11 protein-coding genes are annotated in these 18,241 nt (G+C 69.2%); 5 read left to right on the top strand and 6 right to left on the bottom strand.

From position 1 onward, the window contains the following. Nucleotides 1–19: 19 nt before the first annotated feature. From K2Z83_RS06560 to K2Z83_RS06570, 3 genes are all read right to left on the bottom strand, one after another. Entirely contained in the window at nucleotides 20–1,909 is a 1,890-nt protein-coding gene (locus K2Z83_RS06560; protein ID WP_220594365.1) for an ABC transporter permease, read from the bottom strand. Between the two features lie 31 nt (nucleotides 1,910–1,940). Beyond that, the gene (locus tag K2Z83_RS06565; protein WP_220594366.1) at nucleotides 1,941–3,761 is read right to left on the bottom strand and encodes a polysaccharide deacetylase family protein; all 1,821 of its coding nucleotides are present in this window, start codon (nucleotides 3,759–3,761) and stop codon (nucleotides 1,941–1,943) included. 285 nt (nucleotides 3,762–4,046) lie between these two features. Beyond that, nucleotides 4,047–4,631, bottom strand: a complete 585-nt coding sequence (locus tag K2Z83_RS06570) for a 2Fe-2S iron-sulfur cluster-binding protein (RefSeq protein WP_220594367.1) — start codon at nucleotides 4,629–4,631, stop codon at nucleotides 4,047–4,049. 249 nt (nucleotides 4,632–4,880) lie between these two features. Between K2Z83_RS06570 and K2Z83_RS06575 the strand changes: the two genes are divergently transcribed. The 3 genes from K2Z83_RS06575 (at nucleotide 4,881) to K2Z83_RS06585 (ending at nucleotide 9,158) form a co-directional block, all read left to right on the top strand. After that, nucleotides 4,881–5,897 (top strand): ABC transporter ATP-binding protein, encoded by a 1,017-nt coding sequence (locus tag K2Z83_RS06575; RefSeq protein ID WP_220594368.1) that lies wholly within the window; start codon nucleotides 4,881–4,883, stop codon nucleotides 5,895–5,897. A 35-nt stretch (nucleotides 5,898–5,932) separates the two neighbouring features. Beyond that, a complete protein-coding gene (locus tag K2Z83_RS06580; RefSeq protein WP_220594369.1) occupies nucleotides 5,933–8,185 on the top strand; it encodes an ABC transporter permease subunit in 2,253 nt (750 codons plus the stop codon). A gap of 118 nt (nucleotides 8,186–8,303) precedes the next feature. Further along, nucleotides 8,304–9,158 carry an alpha/beta fold hydrolase gene (locus K2Z83_RS06585; RefSeq protein ID WP_220594370.1) on the top strand — a complete coding sequence of 285 codons (855 nt, stop codon included), beginning with the start codon at nucleotides 8,304–8,306 and terminating at the stop codon, nucleotides 9,156–9,158. A gap of 63 nt (nucleotides 9,159–9,221) precedes the next feature. Here the strand turns inward: K2Z83_RS06585 and K2Z83_RS06590 are convergent, their stop codons facing one another. Next, nucleotides 9,222–10,241 (bottom strand): helix-turn-helix transcriptional regulator, encoded by a 1,020-nt coding sequence (locus K2Z83_RS06590; protein ID WP_220594371.1) that lies wholly within the window; start codon nucleotides 10,239–10,241, stop codon nucleotides 9,222–9,224. Between the two features lie 130 nt (nucleotides 10,242–10,371). Here K2Z83_RS06590 and K2Z83_RS06595 point away from each other — a divergent pair, with 130 nt between their 5' ends. Beyond that, nucleotides 10,372–12,186: a C39 family peptidase gene (locus K2Z83_RS06595; protein ID WP_220594372.1), complete on the top strand. Its 1,815-nt coding sequence runs from the start codon at nucleotides 10,372–10,374 to the stop codon at nucleotides 12,184–12,186. Nucleotides 12,187–12,430: 244 nt separating this feature from the next. Here K2Z83_RS06595 and K2Z83_RS06600 read toward each other — a convergent pair whose 3' ends face one another. Continuing rightward, nucleotides 12,431–12,583: a hypothetical protein gene (locus K2Z83_RS06600; protein ID WP_220594373.1), complete on the bottom strand. Its 153-nt coding sequence runs from the start codon at nucleotides 12,581–12,583 to the stop codon at nucleotides 12,431–12,433. Between the two features lie 64 nt (nucleotides 12,584–12,647). Continuing rightward, entirely contained in the window at nucleotides 12,648–15,695 is a 3,048-nt protein-coding gene (locus K2Z83_RS06605) for a BTAD domain-containing putative transcriptional regulator (RefSeq protein ID WP_220594374.1), read from the bottom strand. A gap of 147 nt (nucleotides 15,696–15,842) precedes the next feature. Between K2Z83_RS06605 and K2Z83_RS06610 the strand changes: the two genes are divergently transcribed. Next, the gene (locus K2Z83_RS06610; protein ID WP_220594375.1) at nucleotides 15,843–18,215 is read left to right on the top strand and encodes a LamG-like jellyroll fold domain-containing protein; all 2,373 of its coding nucleotides are present in this window, start codon (nucleotides 15,843–15,845) and stop codon (nucleotides 18,213–18,215) included. Nucleotides 18,216–18,241: the final 26 nt, after the last annotated feature.

Here is an 18,241-nt window from a genome sequence, read left to right on the forward strand (position 1 = left end):
TCCCCTGTCCCCTGTCCCCTCAGATCTCCTCCCCAAACCGCCCGCTGGTGCGCTCGAAGACCCAGTAGCCGGCCACCAGGACGACCAGGGCCGTCACGCCGACGCGCAGCAGGCTTGAGAGGGCGGGCACGCCCGGGGTCGGGATCTGGCCCACCGCCACGGCCGCCCCGTAGAGCGACTCGCGGTAGAACTCGATCAGCGAGGCCATCGGGTTGAGCCAGCGCAGCAGGCGCACGGCGACGCCGTCGCCGAAGTTGCTCAGCGGGTAGATCACCGGGGTCAGGAAGAACCAGATGTTCACCACGATCCCCACCAGATGGACGACATCGCGGAAGAAGACCGCCACCGCGCCGAGGAGCATCGAGATCCCGGCCAGCATCACCGTCTGGACGACGATCAGCACCGGCAGGTAGGCGATGCTCCAGGCCAGGTTCAGGCGGCCCATAGTCATCAGCTGGATCAGCGCCATCACCACGAACATCATCGGCAGCGAGAGCACAAAGTTCGTCAGGCTCGATAAAACGCTCACCAGGGGCAGCACCTCGCGCGGGAAGTAGACCTTCTTGATCAGGGCGGAGTTGTCGATGATGCTGCGGGTGCCGCTCATCACCGCCTCGGCGGTGTAGTTCCAGGGCAGCAGGCCGACGATGATGAAGACCGGGAACTGGGCTACGCCGACCGGCATCAGCACGCTGAAGACCAGCACGTAGACGAGCATCATGCCCAGCGGGGCCAGCTGGGTCCACAGGTAGCCAAGGGCGCTGCCCTTATAGCGGGCGCGCAGGTCGCGCAGCACCAGGTTGCGGATAAGCTCGCGGTAGCGCCAGAGCTCCTCGGCCTTGGCCATCAGGTGGGCGCTGCGGTCCACCGCGACTCCGGCGGCGCCGAAGGCCAGGCCGAAGAGGGCGGCCAGGGCGATCAGCTGGGGGATGTAGCGCGGCTCGGGGGCGGCGGGCAGCGCGGCCATCACCCGCTGGGCCGCGCCGGGCGCGTCCACGTGGAAGGCCGCCCCCTGCTCCCTGATCATGTACTGGAGCGCGGCGTCGATCGCGCGCAGGCGAGCGACCGAGCGGTCGCGCTCGTCGAGCTCGGCGCTGGCCTGCGGGCTGGTATCGGCGCAGCTGGCCAGCGCCTGCTCGCGGGCTGGCAGGCCCGCGCTGGCGCAGAGAGCGTCCAGCGTCGCGTTGCGCGTGTTGATCGCGAAGCGCCAGAGGTCGTAGCGCGCCTCCAGCGCGCGGGCCATATCCAGCTGCTCCTCGCGGGGCATAGACGCCACATCGCGCGGGGTCGAGACAGGCTCCAGCTCGCGCGACATGGGGAAGGCCTGGGTGCGGATGATCTCGCGCAGCAGCAGGTCGAAGGGGCCGAGCGCGGCGTCGCGCTGGTCGAGCGAGAGCCAGAGCTCCCAGCCGAGCATATTGCGCAGGATCTCGCGCCCGCCGGCGGCGCGCACCTGGCGGACCAGCTCAGCGGCGCCGGCGTCGGCCAGCGCCTGGGCCTCGGCGGCGGTGGTGGCGACCCCGCGCACCAGCACCGTCCCCTCGGCGGCGGGGATGTACGTCACCTGGAAGCTCGGCAGGCCAAAGCGCAGCTCGCGGCGGGCGAGGGCGTCCTGCCGCAGCACCTCCAGCGCATCGCCCATAGCCACGTCCAGGCCGGTGCGGCCAGGGGCGACCGGGCTGTAGAGCCCGCCGTAGCGCGCCACGTCAAACTGGGTCTGGGCGGTGGCGTAGTAGACCACCGGCTGCGAGAGCACCCGCGGCGCGGCCACGGCCAGGGCGCCCGCGACGCAGAGCAGCACCCAGAGCCAGTGCCAGAGCCGCATGCCCAGCAATGTTGAATTAAGAATAGTGAATGTTGAATGCAGCGACGCCAATCGGGAATCGCGCTTATCTGCGGCGCTTGACATAGATATCCTCACTCTTGCTCATTCAACATTTTCAATTTAACATTCTTAATTCTGCCGACTGCCCCGCCCCCAGGTCGATCGTCACCCGCCCGTCGCTGATGGCCAGGTCGTCGCCGCTCAGGCTGGCCCTGCGCGCGCCGGGGGGCAGCTCGATGCTCAGGCCGGCCAGATCCAGCTGGCTGCGGTTGCGCACCTCGTAGACCCCGTCAGAAAGCAGGTGGATCTGCACCTGCTCCACGCCGCGCTGCCAGTCGGCGATCTGCGTGAAGGGCGCGACCCAGACCGCCGGGTCCTCGGCGGCATAGCGCACCACCTGCGTCCAGGCGGCGATCTGCGCGGGCGAGGTGACCTCTTCGGTGTGCGCCCAGATGTCGATCATGCCGCCCTGGGCGACAGCCCGCGCGATCTGCTGGATGGCCAGGTCGGCCCGATCGGGCTTGAGGTAGAAGTCCGGGCAGGCCAGGATGCGGCCCTCGCGGCCGGGCAGCCAGCGACAGCGCGAGTCGGCCACCAGCCCGGAGCCGTCCACGGGGAAGAGATTGTACTGGGCCTGGTCGCTCAGGCGGGTGACGGCGCTGACCCCGGCGGCCTCGATGGCGTCCCAGTCGCTATCGCTGATGCCCGAGCTGCTGCTCCAGGGGAAGGCGATGGCGCGGGCGGGCGGCACGCCGCGCTCGGCGGCGACGGCGTCCCAGGTCGTCAGGTCGGCCTGCCAGGTGGCCGCGTCCACATAGCCGCCGAAGAAGTGGCTGAAGGTGTGGCTCTGGATCTCGTGGCCCGCGCCGAGCAGCTGGGGCACCAGGTCGCCAAAGTACCAGGCCGGGTCGGACTGGATCGTCCCGTAGGGGTCGTCGGCGAACCAGGGCGTCGTCGTCCAGCGCTCGGAGACCCAGCCGTTGGCCTTCGTGGCCCAGGCGAAGGTCGGGTCATTCATAAAGAGCCGGCGCTCGGGGTTGCCGAGCAGGAAGTTATAGCCGGTGGCGAAGTAGGTGGCCCGCACATCGTACTGCTGGAAGATCGCCACGGTGGTGGTGATGCCCTCACGCATACGCAGCCCGCGGGCCAGCGGGTCCTTGTCGAAGTTCGGGTCGCCCACCGAGCGCGAGTGGACCAGCCCGCCCATGGCCGTCTCCCAGTCGAAGGTGAAGGCCACGGCGGCGCGGCGCCCGCCCGGCCAGGAGTTCACCCTTGGGAAGTCAAACGGCACATAGACATCGGCAAAATGATCCTCGATCAGCGCGTCGCCGCCCCTCCGCACGTGCATGGCGTCGAGGTAGATCCGGTCGTCGGAGGCCGGCTCGACGCGCACGGCAAGGGAGGCGGCGCCGGCGGGGGCCACGGCGCTGCCCTGGAGCGGCGACCAGTTGCGGGTGGCGGGCGTCCAGAGGCGCACCGGCTGCCAGCCGGTTGTGGCCTCAGGAAGCGCCTGGCCATCGGCGTCGGCCCAGCGGAAGACCAGGCGGGCGCGGGCGGTCGAGCCGAGGGGCGAGTCGGTCAGGGCGGAGCCGCTGAAGCAGTAGCGCCGGCCGGGGGCGACGGGGATGGGCGGGGTCTGGACATAGTTGGCGATGCCGATCAGCTGGAGGGCGCGGCCATCGCCATCGAGCTCGAAGCCCTCGCCATCGACGGCGGGGCCGCGCAGCTGCACGCCGCCGGCCGCGCGGGCCCAGCCGGCCGGCAGGCCGGGGACATCGCCGGGGGCGGAGAGGTTGGCGTTGGGGAGCAGCTCATCGGCGAGCAGAGGCACATAGGCGCAGCGATCAACCCGCTGCTGTATGGAGATCAGCACGCCCAGGACGCCGACGAGGACACAGAAGATCGCGGCGCCGAGCAGCAGTCGTCGTGGGAGCATCAGTGGCTAGTGCAGATTGCAGATTGCAGATTGCAGATTGCAGCGCGAGCGTATCGGTGCCTGCGACAGCGCTGTGATAGGGTGAACACAAAGCGCCACATTGTAGCACAATGTGGCGCGCATGCGGCGCTGCGGCCCAATCCTGCCAGGGCTCCTGCCAAGTCCTGGGGCTTCGCCCCAGACCCGGTTTTGTATCGTGGTTGGGCGGCTTCGCCGCCCAACCACGATACAAAACTACTGCGGGGGCGGCGAAGCCGCCCCCGCACCCCCACAAAGAAGTGCTCGCTAGGCCTGGTCGTTGGGGGCGGGAAGCGCCTTCGGCGGCGCGCTGAGCGCCCGCTCGGGGGCGCTCTGCCGCCGCGTGATCCGCACCGTATCGTCGATCAGCTGCTTCATGTCAGTGACCGGCCAGAGCACGGTGAGCAGGCCGAGTCGGCGCATGCTCGACAGCAGGTTGAAGGGCCACCTGCCGATATGCTGCCAGTTCACGGCGGCGATATTGGCCAGCAGCGGGCGCAGGTTATCGGCGGCGTTTGTGCCGGCGGGCGGGGCCATGACCGCGTTGAACTGACGGCGCATCTCCTCGGCGCGGGTCAGCACCTGCACCGGCTTGGCGCCGCGCAGGGCCGCCTGACAGCCGAGGCGGTAGCCGTCGGCCAGCCGCTCCTCGCTCAGCCAGACGTGCTCCGTCGCATTCGGCGGGTTGAGCTGATCGGCGCCGCTGAGCACCTTACACTCGCACATCGTGCAGAGCCCGTTCCCGTCGCAGTAGAACCCGATATGTGAGGCGTTGCGGCGGGCGATATCCAGCAGCCGCTCGCCGAGCTGCGCCTCGACGACCTCGTCGTTGATCTCAACCTTGATAAGCATCTGCCGCCTCCTGTGCGGTAATCAAAAGAACTGGCCAAACCAATAAGAAAGTCGTACCTTCCTTAAATTGTAACATATTGCTTCCCCTCCCACTATCGGATTTATCGGCAGCGCTGGCCGCGCACTCAGGTGCGTCGCCGCCAACACCTGCGGGCTGGCGTGAGATACAGCGACTCGCTACAATGCTAGGGCACGATATGGTAAGGGCGCAGCATGCAAAGCCTGCTGCGCCCCAACAGGAGCCCGTCGATGATCGAAGCCTTCCAGCTCAGCAAGCAGTTCGGCGCCTTCCAGGCCGTCCGCGCGATCGACCTCAACATCCAGCCCGGCGAGCTGCTGGCGCTGCTCGGGCCGAATGGCGCCGGCAAGACCACCACCGTCCGCATGCTCGGCGCCATCCTCAAGCCCAGCGGCGGCCACGCCCGCATCTGCGGCCTGGATGTGGTGACCGACGCCCAGGCGGTGCGCGGCAAGGTCGGGCTCCTCACCGAGTACCCCGGCCTCTACGGGCGCATGGCCGCCATGGAGTACCTCGACTTCTTCGGCTCGCTGCTCGGCCTGAGCGCGCAGGCCCGCCACGCGCGGGCCGAGCTGCTGCTGCGCCAGTTCGGCCTCTGGGACGCCCGCGGGCGCAAGCTCGACGGCTACTCCAAGGGCATGAAGCAGAAGATCGCCCTCGTCCGCGCCCTGATCCACGACCCGCCCGTGCTCTTCCTGGACGAGCCGACCACGGCGATGGACCCGCAGAGCGCCCGCACGGTGCGCGACGCGATCGGCGAGCTGCGCGCCGCCGACCGCTCGATCCTGCTGACCACCCACAACCTCAGCGAGGCCGAGGTGCTGGCCGACCGGATCGCGATCATCCGCAGCGGCCAGATCATCGCCCAGGGCACGATCGCCGAGCTCACCCGCCAGCTGCTCGGCGCGCCGCTCTACGAGCTGCGCCTCTCTGCGCCCTTCCCGGCCAGCTCCGCCGCGCCCCTGCTCGATGGACTCGTCGCCATCGAGGAGCAGAACGAGCACGCCCTCCGCTACCGCTGCCCCGAGCCAAACCTGATCAACCCGCAGGTCCTCGCCCGCCTCGCATCCACCGGCCTGCCTGTGATGGCCCTGGCCGAGGTGCCCCAGCGCCTTGAAGATGTCTACCTGCGCATCGTCTCTGAGCAGGGGACAGGGGACAGGGAACAGGGAACAGTCGCACATCCTGAAATGGTAGCTGGTGGCCAGCCCGAACCGCAGTTCTCACCGCTCAGCACAGATCATTGACCCTGTACCCTGTACCCTGTACCCTGTACCCTACTATGAACATAGCCACCATCTCCACGATCACCCGCCGCGAGGTGCGCGACACCCTGAGCGACTGGCGGATCGTCGCGCCGATCCTGCTGCTGACCTTTATCTTCCCCCAGCTGCTGGTGGCGGCGGCCAGCCAGGTCGTCCGCTTTGTCGAGGACGACAACCTCGCCGGCAGGCTGATGCCCTTCGCCGCGCTGCTGGTGGGCTTCATCCCGGCCAGCTTCTCGCTGATCACGGCCCTAGAGTCCTTCGTGGGCGAGCGCGAGCGCAACAGCCTCGAGTCGCTGCTCTCGATGCCGATCTCCGACAGCGATCTGTACATCGGCAAGCTCTGCTCGTCGCTGCTCACGCCGCTGGTGTCCAGCCTGATCGCGATGCTGGTGTTCGTCTTCCTGCTGATCGGCTTCCAGCCCGACCTCTACTTCGCGGCGATCACCCTGCCGCGGCTGAGCCTGCTCTTCCTGATCGTGGGCGGTATGGCGCTGGTCATGGTGACGGGCGCGGTGGTGGTCTCGTCCCACATCACCACGCTGCGGGCGGCCAACCTTATGTCGAGCTTCATCCTGCTGCCAGCGGCGCTCGTGGTGCAGCTATCCGCCGTGCTGATCATCAACGGCCGCTGGGGCGAGCTGTGGCTGGTGGCAGCCGCCCTGATGGCGCTGGCCGCCCTGCTCATCCGCGTCGGCATGGCCACCTTCAGCCGCGAGGAGATCCTCTCACGCGAGCAGACCCAGGGCAGTCTTAATTTCAGATTGCAGATTGCAGATTTTAGATTAGGGCGCAGCCAATCTGCAATCTCCAATCTGCAATCTGCAATCGCGCTGATAGCGCGCCGCGAGCTGCGCGAGGTGCTGAGCGACTGGCGCGTGCTCATCCCGCTGGGCGTGCTGACGGTGGCCCTGCCCGCCGGCCTGGTGGCCGGGACGTCCTTCGCCCTCACCTTCATCCAGGACCCGACGCTGCTGGGGCGGCTGGTGCCCTTCGCCGCGCTGCTGGTGGGCTTCGTGCCGGCGAGCTTCGCCCTGATCACCGCGATCGAGTCGTTTGTGGGCGAGCGCGAGCGCAATAGCCTCGAGTCGCTGCTCTCAATGCCGATCTCCGACCGCAGCCTCTACGCGGGCAAGCTGCTCTCGGCGCTGCTGGTGCCGCTGGGCGGCAGCCTGCTGGCCATGCTGGTCTTCCTGAATCTCATCCGGCTCATCTTTCCCTCCCTCTACTTCTTCGCGATGACCCCCGGCCTCGTGCTCCAGGTCGCGCTCATGATCTGTGTGATCACCCTGCTGCTGGTCTCCGGCGCGGTGGTGATCTCCAGCCACACCGGCAGCATCCGCGCGGCGACGCTGCTGGCCTCGGCGGTGCTGGTGCCCACGGCGGTGACCATCCAGCTCCAGGCGCTGCTCTTCATCGCCCAGCGCTTCGACCTGATCTGGTATGTGATGGCGGCCCTGGCGGTGATCGCCGTGGCGCTGATCCGCAGCGGGATGGCGAGCTTCAACCGCGAGGAGATCCTCTCGCGCGAGCACGAAGAGCTGAGCCTGCGCCAGGTGCTCCACACCTACCTCGCCTTCTACCGCGAGCACCGGCCGGCCGGGACGCGGCCGAGCGAGTATGCGGGGCTGCCCTTCTCGGCGCGGCGCTTCTACAGCCGCGAGCTGCCGGCCCTGCTCTACGAGCTGCGCCTGCCCCTGGCCTGCGCGGCGCTCGCTGCCCTCGGCGGGCTGCTGCTCGGCGGCGCCCTCGGCGAGCGCTACCGGATCGCGGCCTTCGAGCAGGCCCTGGCCGGGCTGGGCCAGGCGCCCCAGCCCTCGCCGGGGCTGGCCCTGTTCGTCTTCGCCAACAACATCCGCGTGTCGATCCTCTCGAATATCTTCTCGGCGCTCAGCTTCGGGATCTTCGCATTCCTGGTGCCGGCCGTGGCCTTCGGCCAGATCGGCTTCATCGCCAGCACGCTGGCCGCGCGCGGCGGCAGCTGGCTGGCCCTCGACGCCGATAGCCCGCTCCAGTTTGTGCTGGCCTACGTGCTGCCCCACGGCATCGTCGAGCTGCCGACCTTCATCCTCAGCGCGGCCCTCGGCCTGCGCATCGGCGCGGCCCTGCTGGCCCCGCCGCCCGGCTTCTCCGCCGGCCAGAACCTGCTCTGGGCGCTCGCCGCCTTCGCCAAGACCTGGCTGCTCGTCCTGCTGCCCCTCATCGCCCTCGGCTCACTGATCGAGGGGATGATCACGCCGCTGATTATCACCGGGCTCTATGGATTGTAGTTTATAATGACGGCAGAATATGCTAGTGGCCTGACCCTGTGATCATCATTGGTGATACTCGTCGGGGCGCAGCATCGCGGCGCTGCTGCGCCCTTACATAGATAGATTGGCATGACCGATGCGCAACATCACCTACCGCGGGCACACGCTCACATGGGAGGAGCACAGCCAGGGCGATCACACGCTGATCTTTATCCACGGCTACTCGGCCAACCGCACGATCTGGACCCGCGAGGTGGCGCGCATGGCGGGCCACGGCCGCTGCGTCACGCTCGACCTGCCCGGCCACTACCCGGCCAGCGCCCCGCCCGGCTACCGCGCGCTCTGCCAGGACGATCTGCTCGACCTGGAGATCAACGCGATCCGCGAGATCGCCGGAGGCGGGCGAGTCACCATGGTCGGCCACTCCACCGGCGGCATGGTGGCCCTGGCGGCGGCGGCCATGCTCCCCGAGGTTGTGTCGCGCGTAATCGCGATCTCCCCGGTGGTCTGGGGGCCGCTGGCCGGCTTCCTCGGGCTCTACCAGCGCCAGATGCGCATTCCCGGCGGCTACCCGCTCTACTGGCTGAACTACCGGCTCACCCAGCTGCTGCCCGGCTACCTGCGCTGGGGCATCGGCCAGTTCTACAGCGGGGACCCGGCGGCCTACGCGCGCAACCCCGTCGCCGCCGCCGCCATGCCCACCTGGTACCCAGACTACCGCCGCTCACAGATCGGCAACTTCGCCACCCTGCTGGGCGCCCTGGCCGGCTGCGACATCCGCCCGCTGGCCGCGCAGGTCGCCTGCCCGTCCCTGGTCGTCGCCGGCGCGCGCGACCCGGTCGTGCCGATCGCGCAGTCGCGCTGGCTGGCGCAGCACCTGCCCCGCGCCACCCTGCTAGAGATCCCGACATCCGGCCACCTGCCGCACTGGGAGGCGGCAGAGCAGGTTGACGCGGCGGTGGATGGGTGGCTTACGGATTGCAGATTGTAGATTGCAGATTGCAGATTGTACGAAGCAGAACCCAATCTGCAATCTGCAATCTGCAATCTGCAATCAGGTGGCGGGGCTGCGGTCCAGCTCATCTAAGATGGGGTAGCGCTGCGCCGCGCTCGGCACGCGCACGTAAAAATCGCGGAAGTGGCACACCACCGTCTGCCCCCCGCCCGCGACAACCCCCAGGTCAAGCCGGCTGCGCGAGAAGCGGCTGATACGACACTGGCCGGACAGCTGGCCATTGACATAGAACCAGTGATCCTCATTGATCGCCAGGATCGCGAGCTTATTCACGCCGCCGGGGATGATCGCCGGGGCCGGGGTGCGGCTCAGATAGACATGGAACGCGGTGCTATCGAAGGTCTGAAAGACCGCCGCCATACGGGACTGATCGCGGATGCGGAAGATCGCCATGCAGTTGTCGCCGATCTCCTCAAAGAGCAGGGCATAGCCGCCATCGTGTATCTCGCCGCAGACAATCTGGGCGCGCACGCTCAGGTAATAGATCGGCGGCGCAAAGCACGACGAGTCCCCGCCCATAAAGATCGTGTCGTGGAAGCGGTTGTGCGCCGTCAGCACAAACTGGCCGTCCTGCATCGCACGCTCGATCCGGCTGACCCCATCGTCCTTATACCCAAGCCCCCAGTTATGATGATTGCTCTGGAATGTCTCTGCGAAGGCAACTGTCCAGCTCTGCTCGATCTCGGCGATGGTCGGTGGCACGGCTGATGTGGCGATGGGGCTGGTGATTTTATACTCACGATACTGGAGCATCGTGAATGCCTCTAGAACATCGGGCGGCGTGCCGTAGCGCACCCAAGCCGGGCTGATCGCATAGAGCAGGAGATCGGCCTCCATCTTCATCAGGCCGAGGGCGCGGGCCAGGCGGATGACAATCTCCGGCGAGAGGGGCCGGTGGCTGCCGGAGAACCACCCGGTGATCGTCCGCCGCGACACGCCCACCGCTCGTGCCAGATCGTCGTAGGTGCGGATCTCGTGGTACAGGCCCAGGGCGAAGAAGAAGTGCAGCAGCCGGTCGAAGGCCAGGTCGTGCTTTAAGCTATCTGGCGCATTGCTCAAAAGTGCAACCCTCGCGCTCGTGTGCGTGCTATGGTCGTAGAAGCGATTATCGCATGCGCTCGCAGGTGGGTCAACGGGTGGCATGCGGATCGCCGCATATCACCCCCACATCCATCGAAGGAGCACCGCGATGCGTCATCCCCCCCGAATCCCCGCGCCCTCCGCCCGCGCCCTGTCCGATGATCCTGGTAGCGGCACTGGCGGCAGCGCCCGCGCCTGCGCCCGCCTCTCGCTGCTGATCGCGCTGCTGCTGCCGCTGCTGCTCGCAGCGCCCCCCGCGCCGACCAGGGCCAGCGAGCCGGGGGGGCCGCTCTCCACCCTCTCGGATGTTGGCTTCTACCCGCTCGTCGCCTCTGGCAAGACCGATATTGCGGTCGCCGCCTGCGCCGATGTGGCGAACTTCCAGCTTCGCTCCGAGCAGGCCGGCGTCTTCCTCAGCCAGATCTTTCTACGCGCCATCAAGTGTCCGGTTGGCGTGTCCGGCTCCTGGCGGGCCGTGACCGGGGCGGTGCCGGGCGAGTGCTTCACGATCTATGCCTTCGCCACCGAGACACCGCTCGCAGAGGCGGATTTCATGGCCCGTGCGGCGCGCTACTCCGTGTGCGTCACTGGCCTCGGCGCGATCTCGACCCCGCAGCGGCAGACGGTCAGCGCGCCGGCTGGGGTGATCGATGCCCCGGCGAGTGGGGCGTCGATCCAGGGCACCGTCACCGTGAGCGGGTGGGCGATCGACGCTGCGGCGTGGGGCGGGACAGACATCGATCAGGTGCAGATCTACAGCGGTGCGACGCTGCTCGGCGCGGCGAGCTACGGCCAGGCCCGCGCCGACGTGGCCGCAGCCTACAGCGACTCGCGCTACACCGGCGCGGGCTACAGCTATACGCTCGATACAAAGCGGATAACTAACGGCCCGGCCACGCTCCAGGTGCGCTACCACAGCACCGTCACCGGCCAGTGGAGCAGCATGAGCCGGGCGGTGACAATCGCCAACCCGGTGCCTGTCACGCCGATCGTGCAGCCCCCGCCGCCGCCGACGCCGGTCACAGGGAACTGGAAGGTCCCCTACTACCGGCAGGGCGACCCGCAGTGGAGCGGCAATCGGATCGGCGCATGTGCTAACACGATCGGCAATGTGGGCTGCGCGCTCACCTCGCTGGCCATGATCTTCCAGTTCTACGGGGCCAACCAGAACCCGGGGACGCTCAATACCTGCATGGGCGGCGATGCCTGTCGGATGCACTGGTATAGCTCTACTCTAGGAACCTGTAGCGGCAATAAGGTCGCATTTCGGGATTGGCCGGTCTTTAGCTCGCAAACTGCACTCTACGCGCGCCTCGACCAGGAGCTGCAGACTCGGCCAGTGATCATGGAGCTGCACAACAGCGCCACAGGCAACTCGCACTTCATCGTGGTGCTCGGCGGCAGCGGGGGCAACCCGAGCAACTATCGGGTGAATGACCCTGGCCTACGGAGCGGTGCGAACAACAAGCTCAGCGACACCCTGGCCTTCTGGTCGACATACAACAACTATGGGCTGAAGCCGTACAGCCTGCGCCTGTTCAGCGGGACGCCCGCGCTTGTGAGCGCCGATCTCCAGGCGGCACCGCCGCCGCTGGCGGCCCCACAGCCAACAGCGGGCGAGGTTGTCACCGGCGCACTCGATATCTACACCATCATCGACTCGACGGTGACGCTAGAGCTCGCCGCGCAGAGCAGCGCCGGCACGGTGACTGATATGCGGGTCTGGACTGCCCAGCAGCCGAGCGATGTCTGGCAGCCGTTCTCGCAGTACGTTCAGGGGTCGCTCGACACGGCCTTCTACGTGCAGTTCCGCGACGCGGCGGGCAATCTTTCGGCGACAATCAAGGCTGGCGTTCCGGTGGCATTATCAGCAGACATCCAGGCGGATATGCAGAAGGTGTATCTGCCGCTGGCCGTCCGGTAGATTTAATCTCTCACCGCGCAGCTTGGGTCGAATGTGAAGGCGTACCGCGATGCGCGCGACGGGGAGACCACGGCGAGTAAATACTGTATGCACTGCGGCAACGCCCTCAACCTCGGCGGCCGGTTCTGCGAGCGCTGCGGCAACCCGATCAGCTCAGAATAAGCCCCCTCGCACACAATCTTGCCGCCAGCCCGATGGCCGACAGCGCGCGCTGTCGGCCATCGGGCTGCACCCTGGAGCGTATCTACGCCCCAGCCGCCACGCCTCCAGGCTGAGCAACGGTGGTCTGCTCGCCGGCGCCGACCCGCACCCGCAGGCCGAGGTGGAAGCGCGGGCGGTAGGGGTCGCCGGCCAGGCTATCGTCGGGCGCTGCGGTCGGTATCTCAGTTCCTGTCATATCCTCACCAGAAGTAGCATTCGGGTGGAGCGACAAGCCGCCCAGCCCAGCCCATGATGATCGCCTAGCCCAGCAGCTCGCGCACGGCATCCTCCAGGTTGGGCGGCGGCCCAGGCTCGGCCGGCAGCGCGAGCTGGCTGAGCAGAGCCTCGGCGCGGTCGCGGATCTCCTGGGTGGCCGCCGGGTGCGCGCGGGCCAGGCCGGCCAGCCCGGCGGCGCGGGGCGGGTCGCCCTCGGCCAGCCCGGCGGCCATGGCCACCAGCACGCCCAGGATGCGCGGCGCGGCCCGCGTCTGCCAGGCCGCCTCCAGCGCCCTGCGGAACGACTCTGCCGCGCGCTCGGGCTCGCCCTGGGCCAGGGCGTTCGAGCCAATATCGCTGAGCGTCGCGACGATCCCGGCCTGGTTGCCGATCGCCTGGAAGAGGGCCAGCGCCTCGCGGTAGAACCAGCTGGCCTCGGCGTAGTCGGCCATGGCCGCCGCAGTCGCCCCCAGATCGCGCAGGCAGAGCGCGATCCCGCGCGAGTCGCCGAAGGCCTGGCGGATGGCCAGCGCCTCCTGGAAGCAGCGCCGGGCCTCGCGGTGGGCGCCGGTGAGCTGGGCAACCCGGCCCAGGCTGATCAGCGGGAAGGCCATGCCCCAGCGGTTGCCCAGCTCGCGCTCGATCGCCAGGCTCGCCTCAGAGTAGCGCCGGGCCTCGGCGTAGTCGCCGACCAGGGCGGCGATCTGGCCGAAGATGGTCAGCGCCACCGCCGCGCCGTGGCGCAGGCCGGCGGCCTGGCTGACCCGCAGGGCCTCGGCGACGGTCTGCTCGGCCTCGGCGTAGTCGCCGCTGTAGTAGGCCAGGGCGGCCAGGTAGTTGAGCGGGAGCGCCAGCTCGCCCTCAACGCCGAGCGGCCGCAGCGCGGCCAGGCTCTGGCGCAGCATGGCGCGGGCCTCGGCCTGCCGGCCGATCTGGAAGCTGCACCAGCCCTGGTAGGCCAGCAGCCTGCCCCAGACCAGCCGCTCGGCCGGGCCGGGCGCGTCGGCGAGCGCCCCCGCCGCGCGGGCGAAGGCATCGCCGCCCTCGCGGAACCAGCTGCGCATCTCGCAGAAGAAGAAGAGCGCCTCGGCCGCCCGGCCGATCAGGTCGGCCATGCGCCGATCCGCCGCGTAGCGCCAGGCCGCGCGGATATGCTCGATCTCACGGAGGATCGCCTCGGCGGCCGCCTGCTGGCTGGCCCCGCGCAGCTCGGCCCCGCGCGCGGCCAGCGTGCCGAGGTAGTAGCGCGTGTGCCGCTCCTCGACGGCGGCCCGCTCCGCGCCCGCGCCAAGCTGCTCGGCGGCATACTGGCGCACCGGCTCAAGCAGCTCATAGCGCCCGGCGCTCTGGCGCACCAGCGAGTTGTCGACCAGCTCGGCCAGCAGGGGCAGGCCGGCGTCGGCCACCTGCGCCGCCGCCTCGCGCGCGAAGCTGGCCGGGAAGACCGCCAGCTGCTGGAGCGCGCGCCGCTCGGCCTGGCCGAGCAGCTCCCAGGAGTGGTCGAAGACCGCGCGCAGGCTGCGGTGGCGCTCGGGCAGATCCCGCCGCGAGCTCTGGAGAAACTCCAGGCTCGCCGCGATCCCGTCGGCGATCTCCTCCACCGGCATGAGCCGGGCCAGGCGGGCGGCCAGGTCGATCGCCAGGGGCAGCCCGGAGACCAGCCGGCAGATCCGGGCCGCCGCCGCCGCCGCCACGCCCGTCCAGGCCAGGCGCGGGTTGACGGCGCGGGCGGTCTGGCGGAACAGCTCGATCGCCGGGTAGCCCTCCAACATCACCCGCGACTCGGCCAGCGGGCCGCTGGGGAAGGCCAGCCCCTCAAGCTCCACGATCTGCTCGCCGCCCAGGTTCAGGCGGCGGCGCGAAGTGACCATAATCGCGAGCGACGACGCCTGCTCCAGCAGCTCGACGACGAAGCCGGCGACCGGGAGGTGCTCGCAGTTGTCGAGCACGAGCAGCAGGGCCTTCTCGCGCAGGTGCCGGGCGAGCTGGGCCATGGGCGGCTCGGGGCCGGCGAAGGTGAAGCCGAGGGCCTCGGCGACGCGGGCGGCCAGGATCGGCCCGGCGCTCTCGTCCGTCGGGCCGGCCAGCACGGGCGCCAGCCCGACGAAGGCCAGGCCGTCGGCGAAGGCCGCGCCGCGCCGGCTGGCGGCCAGCAGCTGCTGGGCCACATGCAGGGCCAGGCAGGTCTTGCCGACCCCGCCGGGGCCGATGATGCTGAGCAGGCGGCAGCCGGGCGCGCCCAGGCAGGCGAGGGCCTGCGCGGCCTCCGCATCGCGCCCAAGCAGCGTGGTCAGCGGCGCGGGGATGGTGGAGATCGGGCGGTGCTGCGCCGGCGCGGCCCGCTCGATCACCAGCTCGCCGTCGAGGATGCGCCGGTGCAGCGCCTCGGTGGCCTCGTCTGGGTCGACGCCCAGCTCCTCGCGAAGGATGCGCTGGCAGGCGGCGTACTGGGCCAGGGCCGCGCCGCGCTGCCCGTCGAGGGCCAGCAGCAGCATGAGCTGGCGGTGGGCCTCCTCGCGGGTCGGGTCGAGGGCCAGCAGCCGGGCGAGCAGGTCGGCCCCCTCCAGGTATTCGCCCTGGTGGCCGGCGTGCGAGGCCAGCCGCAGCAGCGCGCCCATGGCCAGCTGGCGCAGGCGCTCGCGCTCGGCGGTGGCCCAGGTGTCGAACTCGGGCGCGTCGGCGAGCGCGAAGCCGGCCAGGAACTCACCCCCGTAGCGGCCGACCGCCGCGCGCAGGTGGGCGGCCCCGTCGCTCGCCGAGAGCGTCCGCTCGCCGGCCAGGATGGCCCGCTCAAAGAGCCGACAGTCGACGGCGACGCCCGCGTCGGCGCTGAGGGCGACGCTCTGGCGGCCGATCTCCAGCCAGGGGCCGACCAGGCGGCGCAGGTTCGAGAGCACATCGCGCAGGTTGCGGCCCGCCCGGTCGCGGGGCGCATCCGGCCAGAGCAGGCCGGCCAGCGACTCGCGGGCGTGCGGGCGGCCGGTGGCCGCAAGGTAGTAGAGCAGGGCCGCCGCCTTGCCCGAGACGAAGCCGCGCACGGGGGCCTCGTCCAGCATCACTGCCGGGCTGCCCAGCAGGTTGATCGAGAGCATGGCGACGGGTCTCCATTCATGCAGGCACCCAGGCACTTCAGTATAGCGCGATTTGTGCCGCCGACGCCCTCTCGTCGTTCTCTCGTCGCTCTCTCGTCGCCCGCGCGGTAGGCTTGGCCAGTCACGCGGTTAGACAGGAGATCCCCAATGCAGAGATATATGCCGCTCATCGCCCTGCTCGCCCTGCTCGCCCTGCCGCTCGGCCTCTCGCGGCCCATTCCCGCTCAGGCCCAGACGGTCGACGGGCTGGTTGGCTACTGGCCCTTCGAGCGCGGCAGCGCCGAGGCCGACCGCTCAGGCAGCGGCAACACCATGACCTTCGCCGACGGGATGGGCCTGACCAGCGTGGTCGCCCCGACCCGCTCGGCGAGCACCACGGCGCTGCTCTCGGTTCCGGCCGCAAATAGCTACGCGACGGCCCCCGGCACGAACATCGACGGCCTCCAGCAGTTCACGATCGCCTTCTGGCTGCGCGCAAACACGCTGACGCAGGGGCCAATCGACCTGGTGGCGATCAACAATAAGGCCAGCGTCAGCTTTGGCCGAGACCTGGGGTCGGGGGACTATTTTGAGTTCCTGACCTATGCCAGCAACACCTCGCGGGCCATCTTCTTCCGCGGCATCCAGCCCGGCGCCTATTACCACGTCGCGGCCACCTACGGCCCGAATGGCATGGCGGCGTACGTCAACGGCCAGCTGCTTAATAGCTTCGACGGCTCCCCCGCCCTGCTGCAAGGCGCCGGCGTCAGCGTCAGCAGCGCGACCGCGCCGCTGGATGGCAGCATCGACGATCTGCGGATCTACGATCACGCCCTATCACCCAGCGAGATTGGCGCCCTGATCTTCAGCTGCGACGGTGTGAGCGAGATCCCGGGCGCCGAGTGCAACGCACTGCTCGATTTTTTTCTCCAGGCCGCTGGCCCGCACTGGAGCAATACCACCGGCTGGCTCCAATCCAATACGCCATGCTCATGGCATGGCGTGCTCTGCGCCAACGGCCATGTCTTCGGGCTCTACTTGGGCGGCAATGGCCTGTCTGGCACAATCTCGCCAGCCCTCGGCAGCCTACCTCAGCTGGCCGTGCTCGACCTCTCGGCCAACAAGATCACTGGCCCCATCCCCTTCGAGCTCGGCGGCCTGGCCAGCCTGCAGACCCTCGACCTGCACGCGAACCAGCTCGACCAGACCATCCCTGTCACCCTGGGCGGGCTGGCGAAGCTCCAGACCCTGCGCCTGCAGAATAACCGGCTGCGCGGCGCGATCCCGCCCCAGCTCGCCGGCCTATCCCAGCACCTGACCACCCTCGACCTGAGCCACAACATGCTCACGGCGAGCGACCCGGCCCTGCTGAGCTTCCTCAGCGCCCTCCAGCCGGCCTGGGCCGGCACCCAGACCGTGCCGCCGACGGGCCTCCAGGCCAGGGCGCTGTCCGCCACCAGCGTGGCCCTGAGCTGGCAGCCGATCACCTACAGCGGCGACGGCGGCTACTACGATGTGCTGGCCATGCCCACGTCGGGCGGGGCGTTCAGCTCGGCGGGCCACACCGCCGACAAGAGCGCCACCAGCTTCACCGTGACCGGCCTGACCCTCGGCCAGAGCTACACCTTCACGCTGCGCAGCTTCACGCCCAAGCATGGCGAGCAGCAGAGCGACCTGCTCAGCGACGCCAGCGACCTGGTGAGCGCCACGCCCAGCGACGCCCCGGCCACGATCACGATTGTGCTCGACACCCAGCCCGACAGCCGAACCAACTTCCGCTTCGGCGGGAGCCTGGGCAGCTTCAAGCTCGACGACATCACCCCGCAGGACAGCGACCCCTTCAGCAGCAGCAAGAGCTTCAGCGTGCCGGGGGGCACCTACACGGTGACGGAGCAGCTGTCGGCGGCCTGGTCGAACGCCAACATCTTCTGCAGCCCGCCGCAGGGCAGCATCGCCGACCTGGCCCAGAACCAGATCCTGATCAACGCCGCCGCCGGGGCGAACATCAGCTGCACCTTCGTCACCCAGCGCAACGGCGAGATCGTGGCCGGGGCCTACGACGACCATAACCACAACGGTCAGCGCGACCGGGGCGACGCGTGGCTGGCCGGCTGGCAGATGCAGATCACCAGCCTGCGCACGCTCCAGACCCAGACCCAGACGACCAATGGCGAGGGCCGGGCCTTCTTCCGCAACCTGCCCCCCGGCGACTACCAGGTCTGCGAGACGCTGATGGCCGGCTGGGCCAACGTCACCCCGGCCGGCAGCGGCCAGCCCTGCTACCAGGTGACGGTCGAGCCGGGCCAGGCGGTCTGGGCGCGATTCGGCAACATCCAGGGCGCCGTCGCGGCCGCGGCTGCGGTGGCCGAGGTCATCCCGGTCTCCCTGCACACGGCCGCCCCCGCCGAGGACATCATCATCTGCCCGCTGCCGGCCACCGACGATGCGGGCAACCCGCTTGCGGCCGAGACGGACCCATGGGAGGCTCAAGAGGCGGCGCAGGGCGGCTTCACGGTGTTCCTGCCGATTGTGGTGCGGTAGGCAGCGGCGGGAGAGGGCCAGGGAGG

Origin of the sequence: Oscillochloris sp. ZM17-4 (genome assembly GCF_019599295.1) — a bacterium.
Classification (GTDB): Bacteria; Chloroflexota; Chloroflexia; order Chloroflexales; family Chloroflexaceae; genus Oscillochloris.

Excerpts from the sequence above, each read along its gene's own strand:
- K2Z83_RS06560 (WP_220594365.1), bottom strand. The coding sequence starts at position 1,909 with ATGTCAAGCGCCGCAGATAAGCGCGATTCCCGATTGGCGTCGCTGCAT.
- K2Z83_RS06565 (WP_220594366.1), bottom strand. The coding sequence starts at position 3,761 with ATGCTCCCACGACGACTGCTGCTCGGCGCCGCGATCTTCTGTGTCCTC.
- K2Z83_RS06570 (WP_220594367.1), bottom strand. The coding sequence starts at position 4,631 with ATGCTTATCAAGGTTGAGATCAACGACGAGGTCGTCGAGGCGCAGCTC.
- K2Z83_RS06575 (WP_220594368.1), top strand. The coding sequence starts at position 4,881 with ATGATCGAAGCCTTCCAGCTCAGCAAGCAGTTCGGCGCCTTCCAGGCC.
- K2Z83_RS06580 (WP_220594369.1), top strand. The coding sequence starts at position 5,933 with ATGAACATAGCCACCATCTCCACGATCACCCGCCGCGAGGTGCGCGAC.
- K2Z83_RS06585 (WP_220594370.1), top strand. The coding sequence starts at position 8,304 with ATGCGCAACATCACCTACCGCGGGCACACGCTCACATGGGAGGAGCAC.
- K2Z83_RS06595 (WP_220594372.1), top strand. The coding sequence starts at position 10,372 with ATGCGTCATCCCCCCCGAATCCCCGCGCCCTCCGCCCGCGCCCTGTCC.
- K2Z83_RS06600 (WP_220594373.1), bottom strand. The coding sequence starts at position 12,583 with ATGACAGGAACTGAGATACCGACCGCAGCGCCCGACGATAGCCTGGCC.
- K2Z83_RS06605 (WP_220594374.1), bottom strand. The coding sequence starts at position 15,695 with ATGCTCTCGATCAACCTGCTGGGCAGCCCGGCAGTGATGCTGGACGAG.
- K2Z83_RS06610 (WP_220594375.1), top strand. The coding sequence starts at position 15,843 with ATGCAGAGATATATGCCGCTCATCGCCCTGCTCGCCCTGCTCGCCCTG.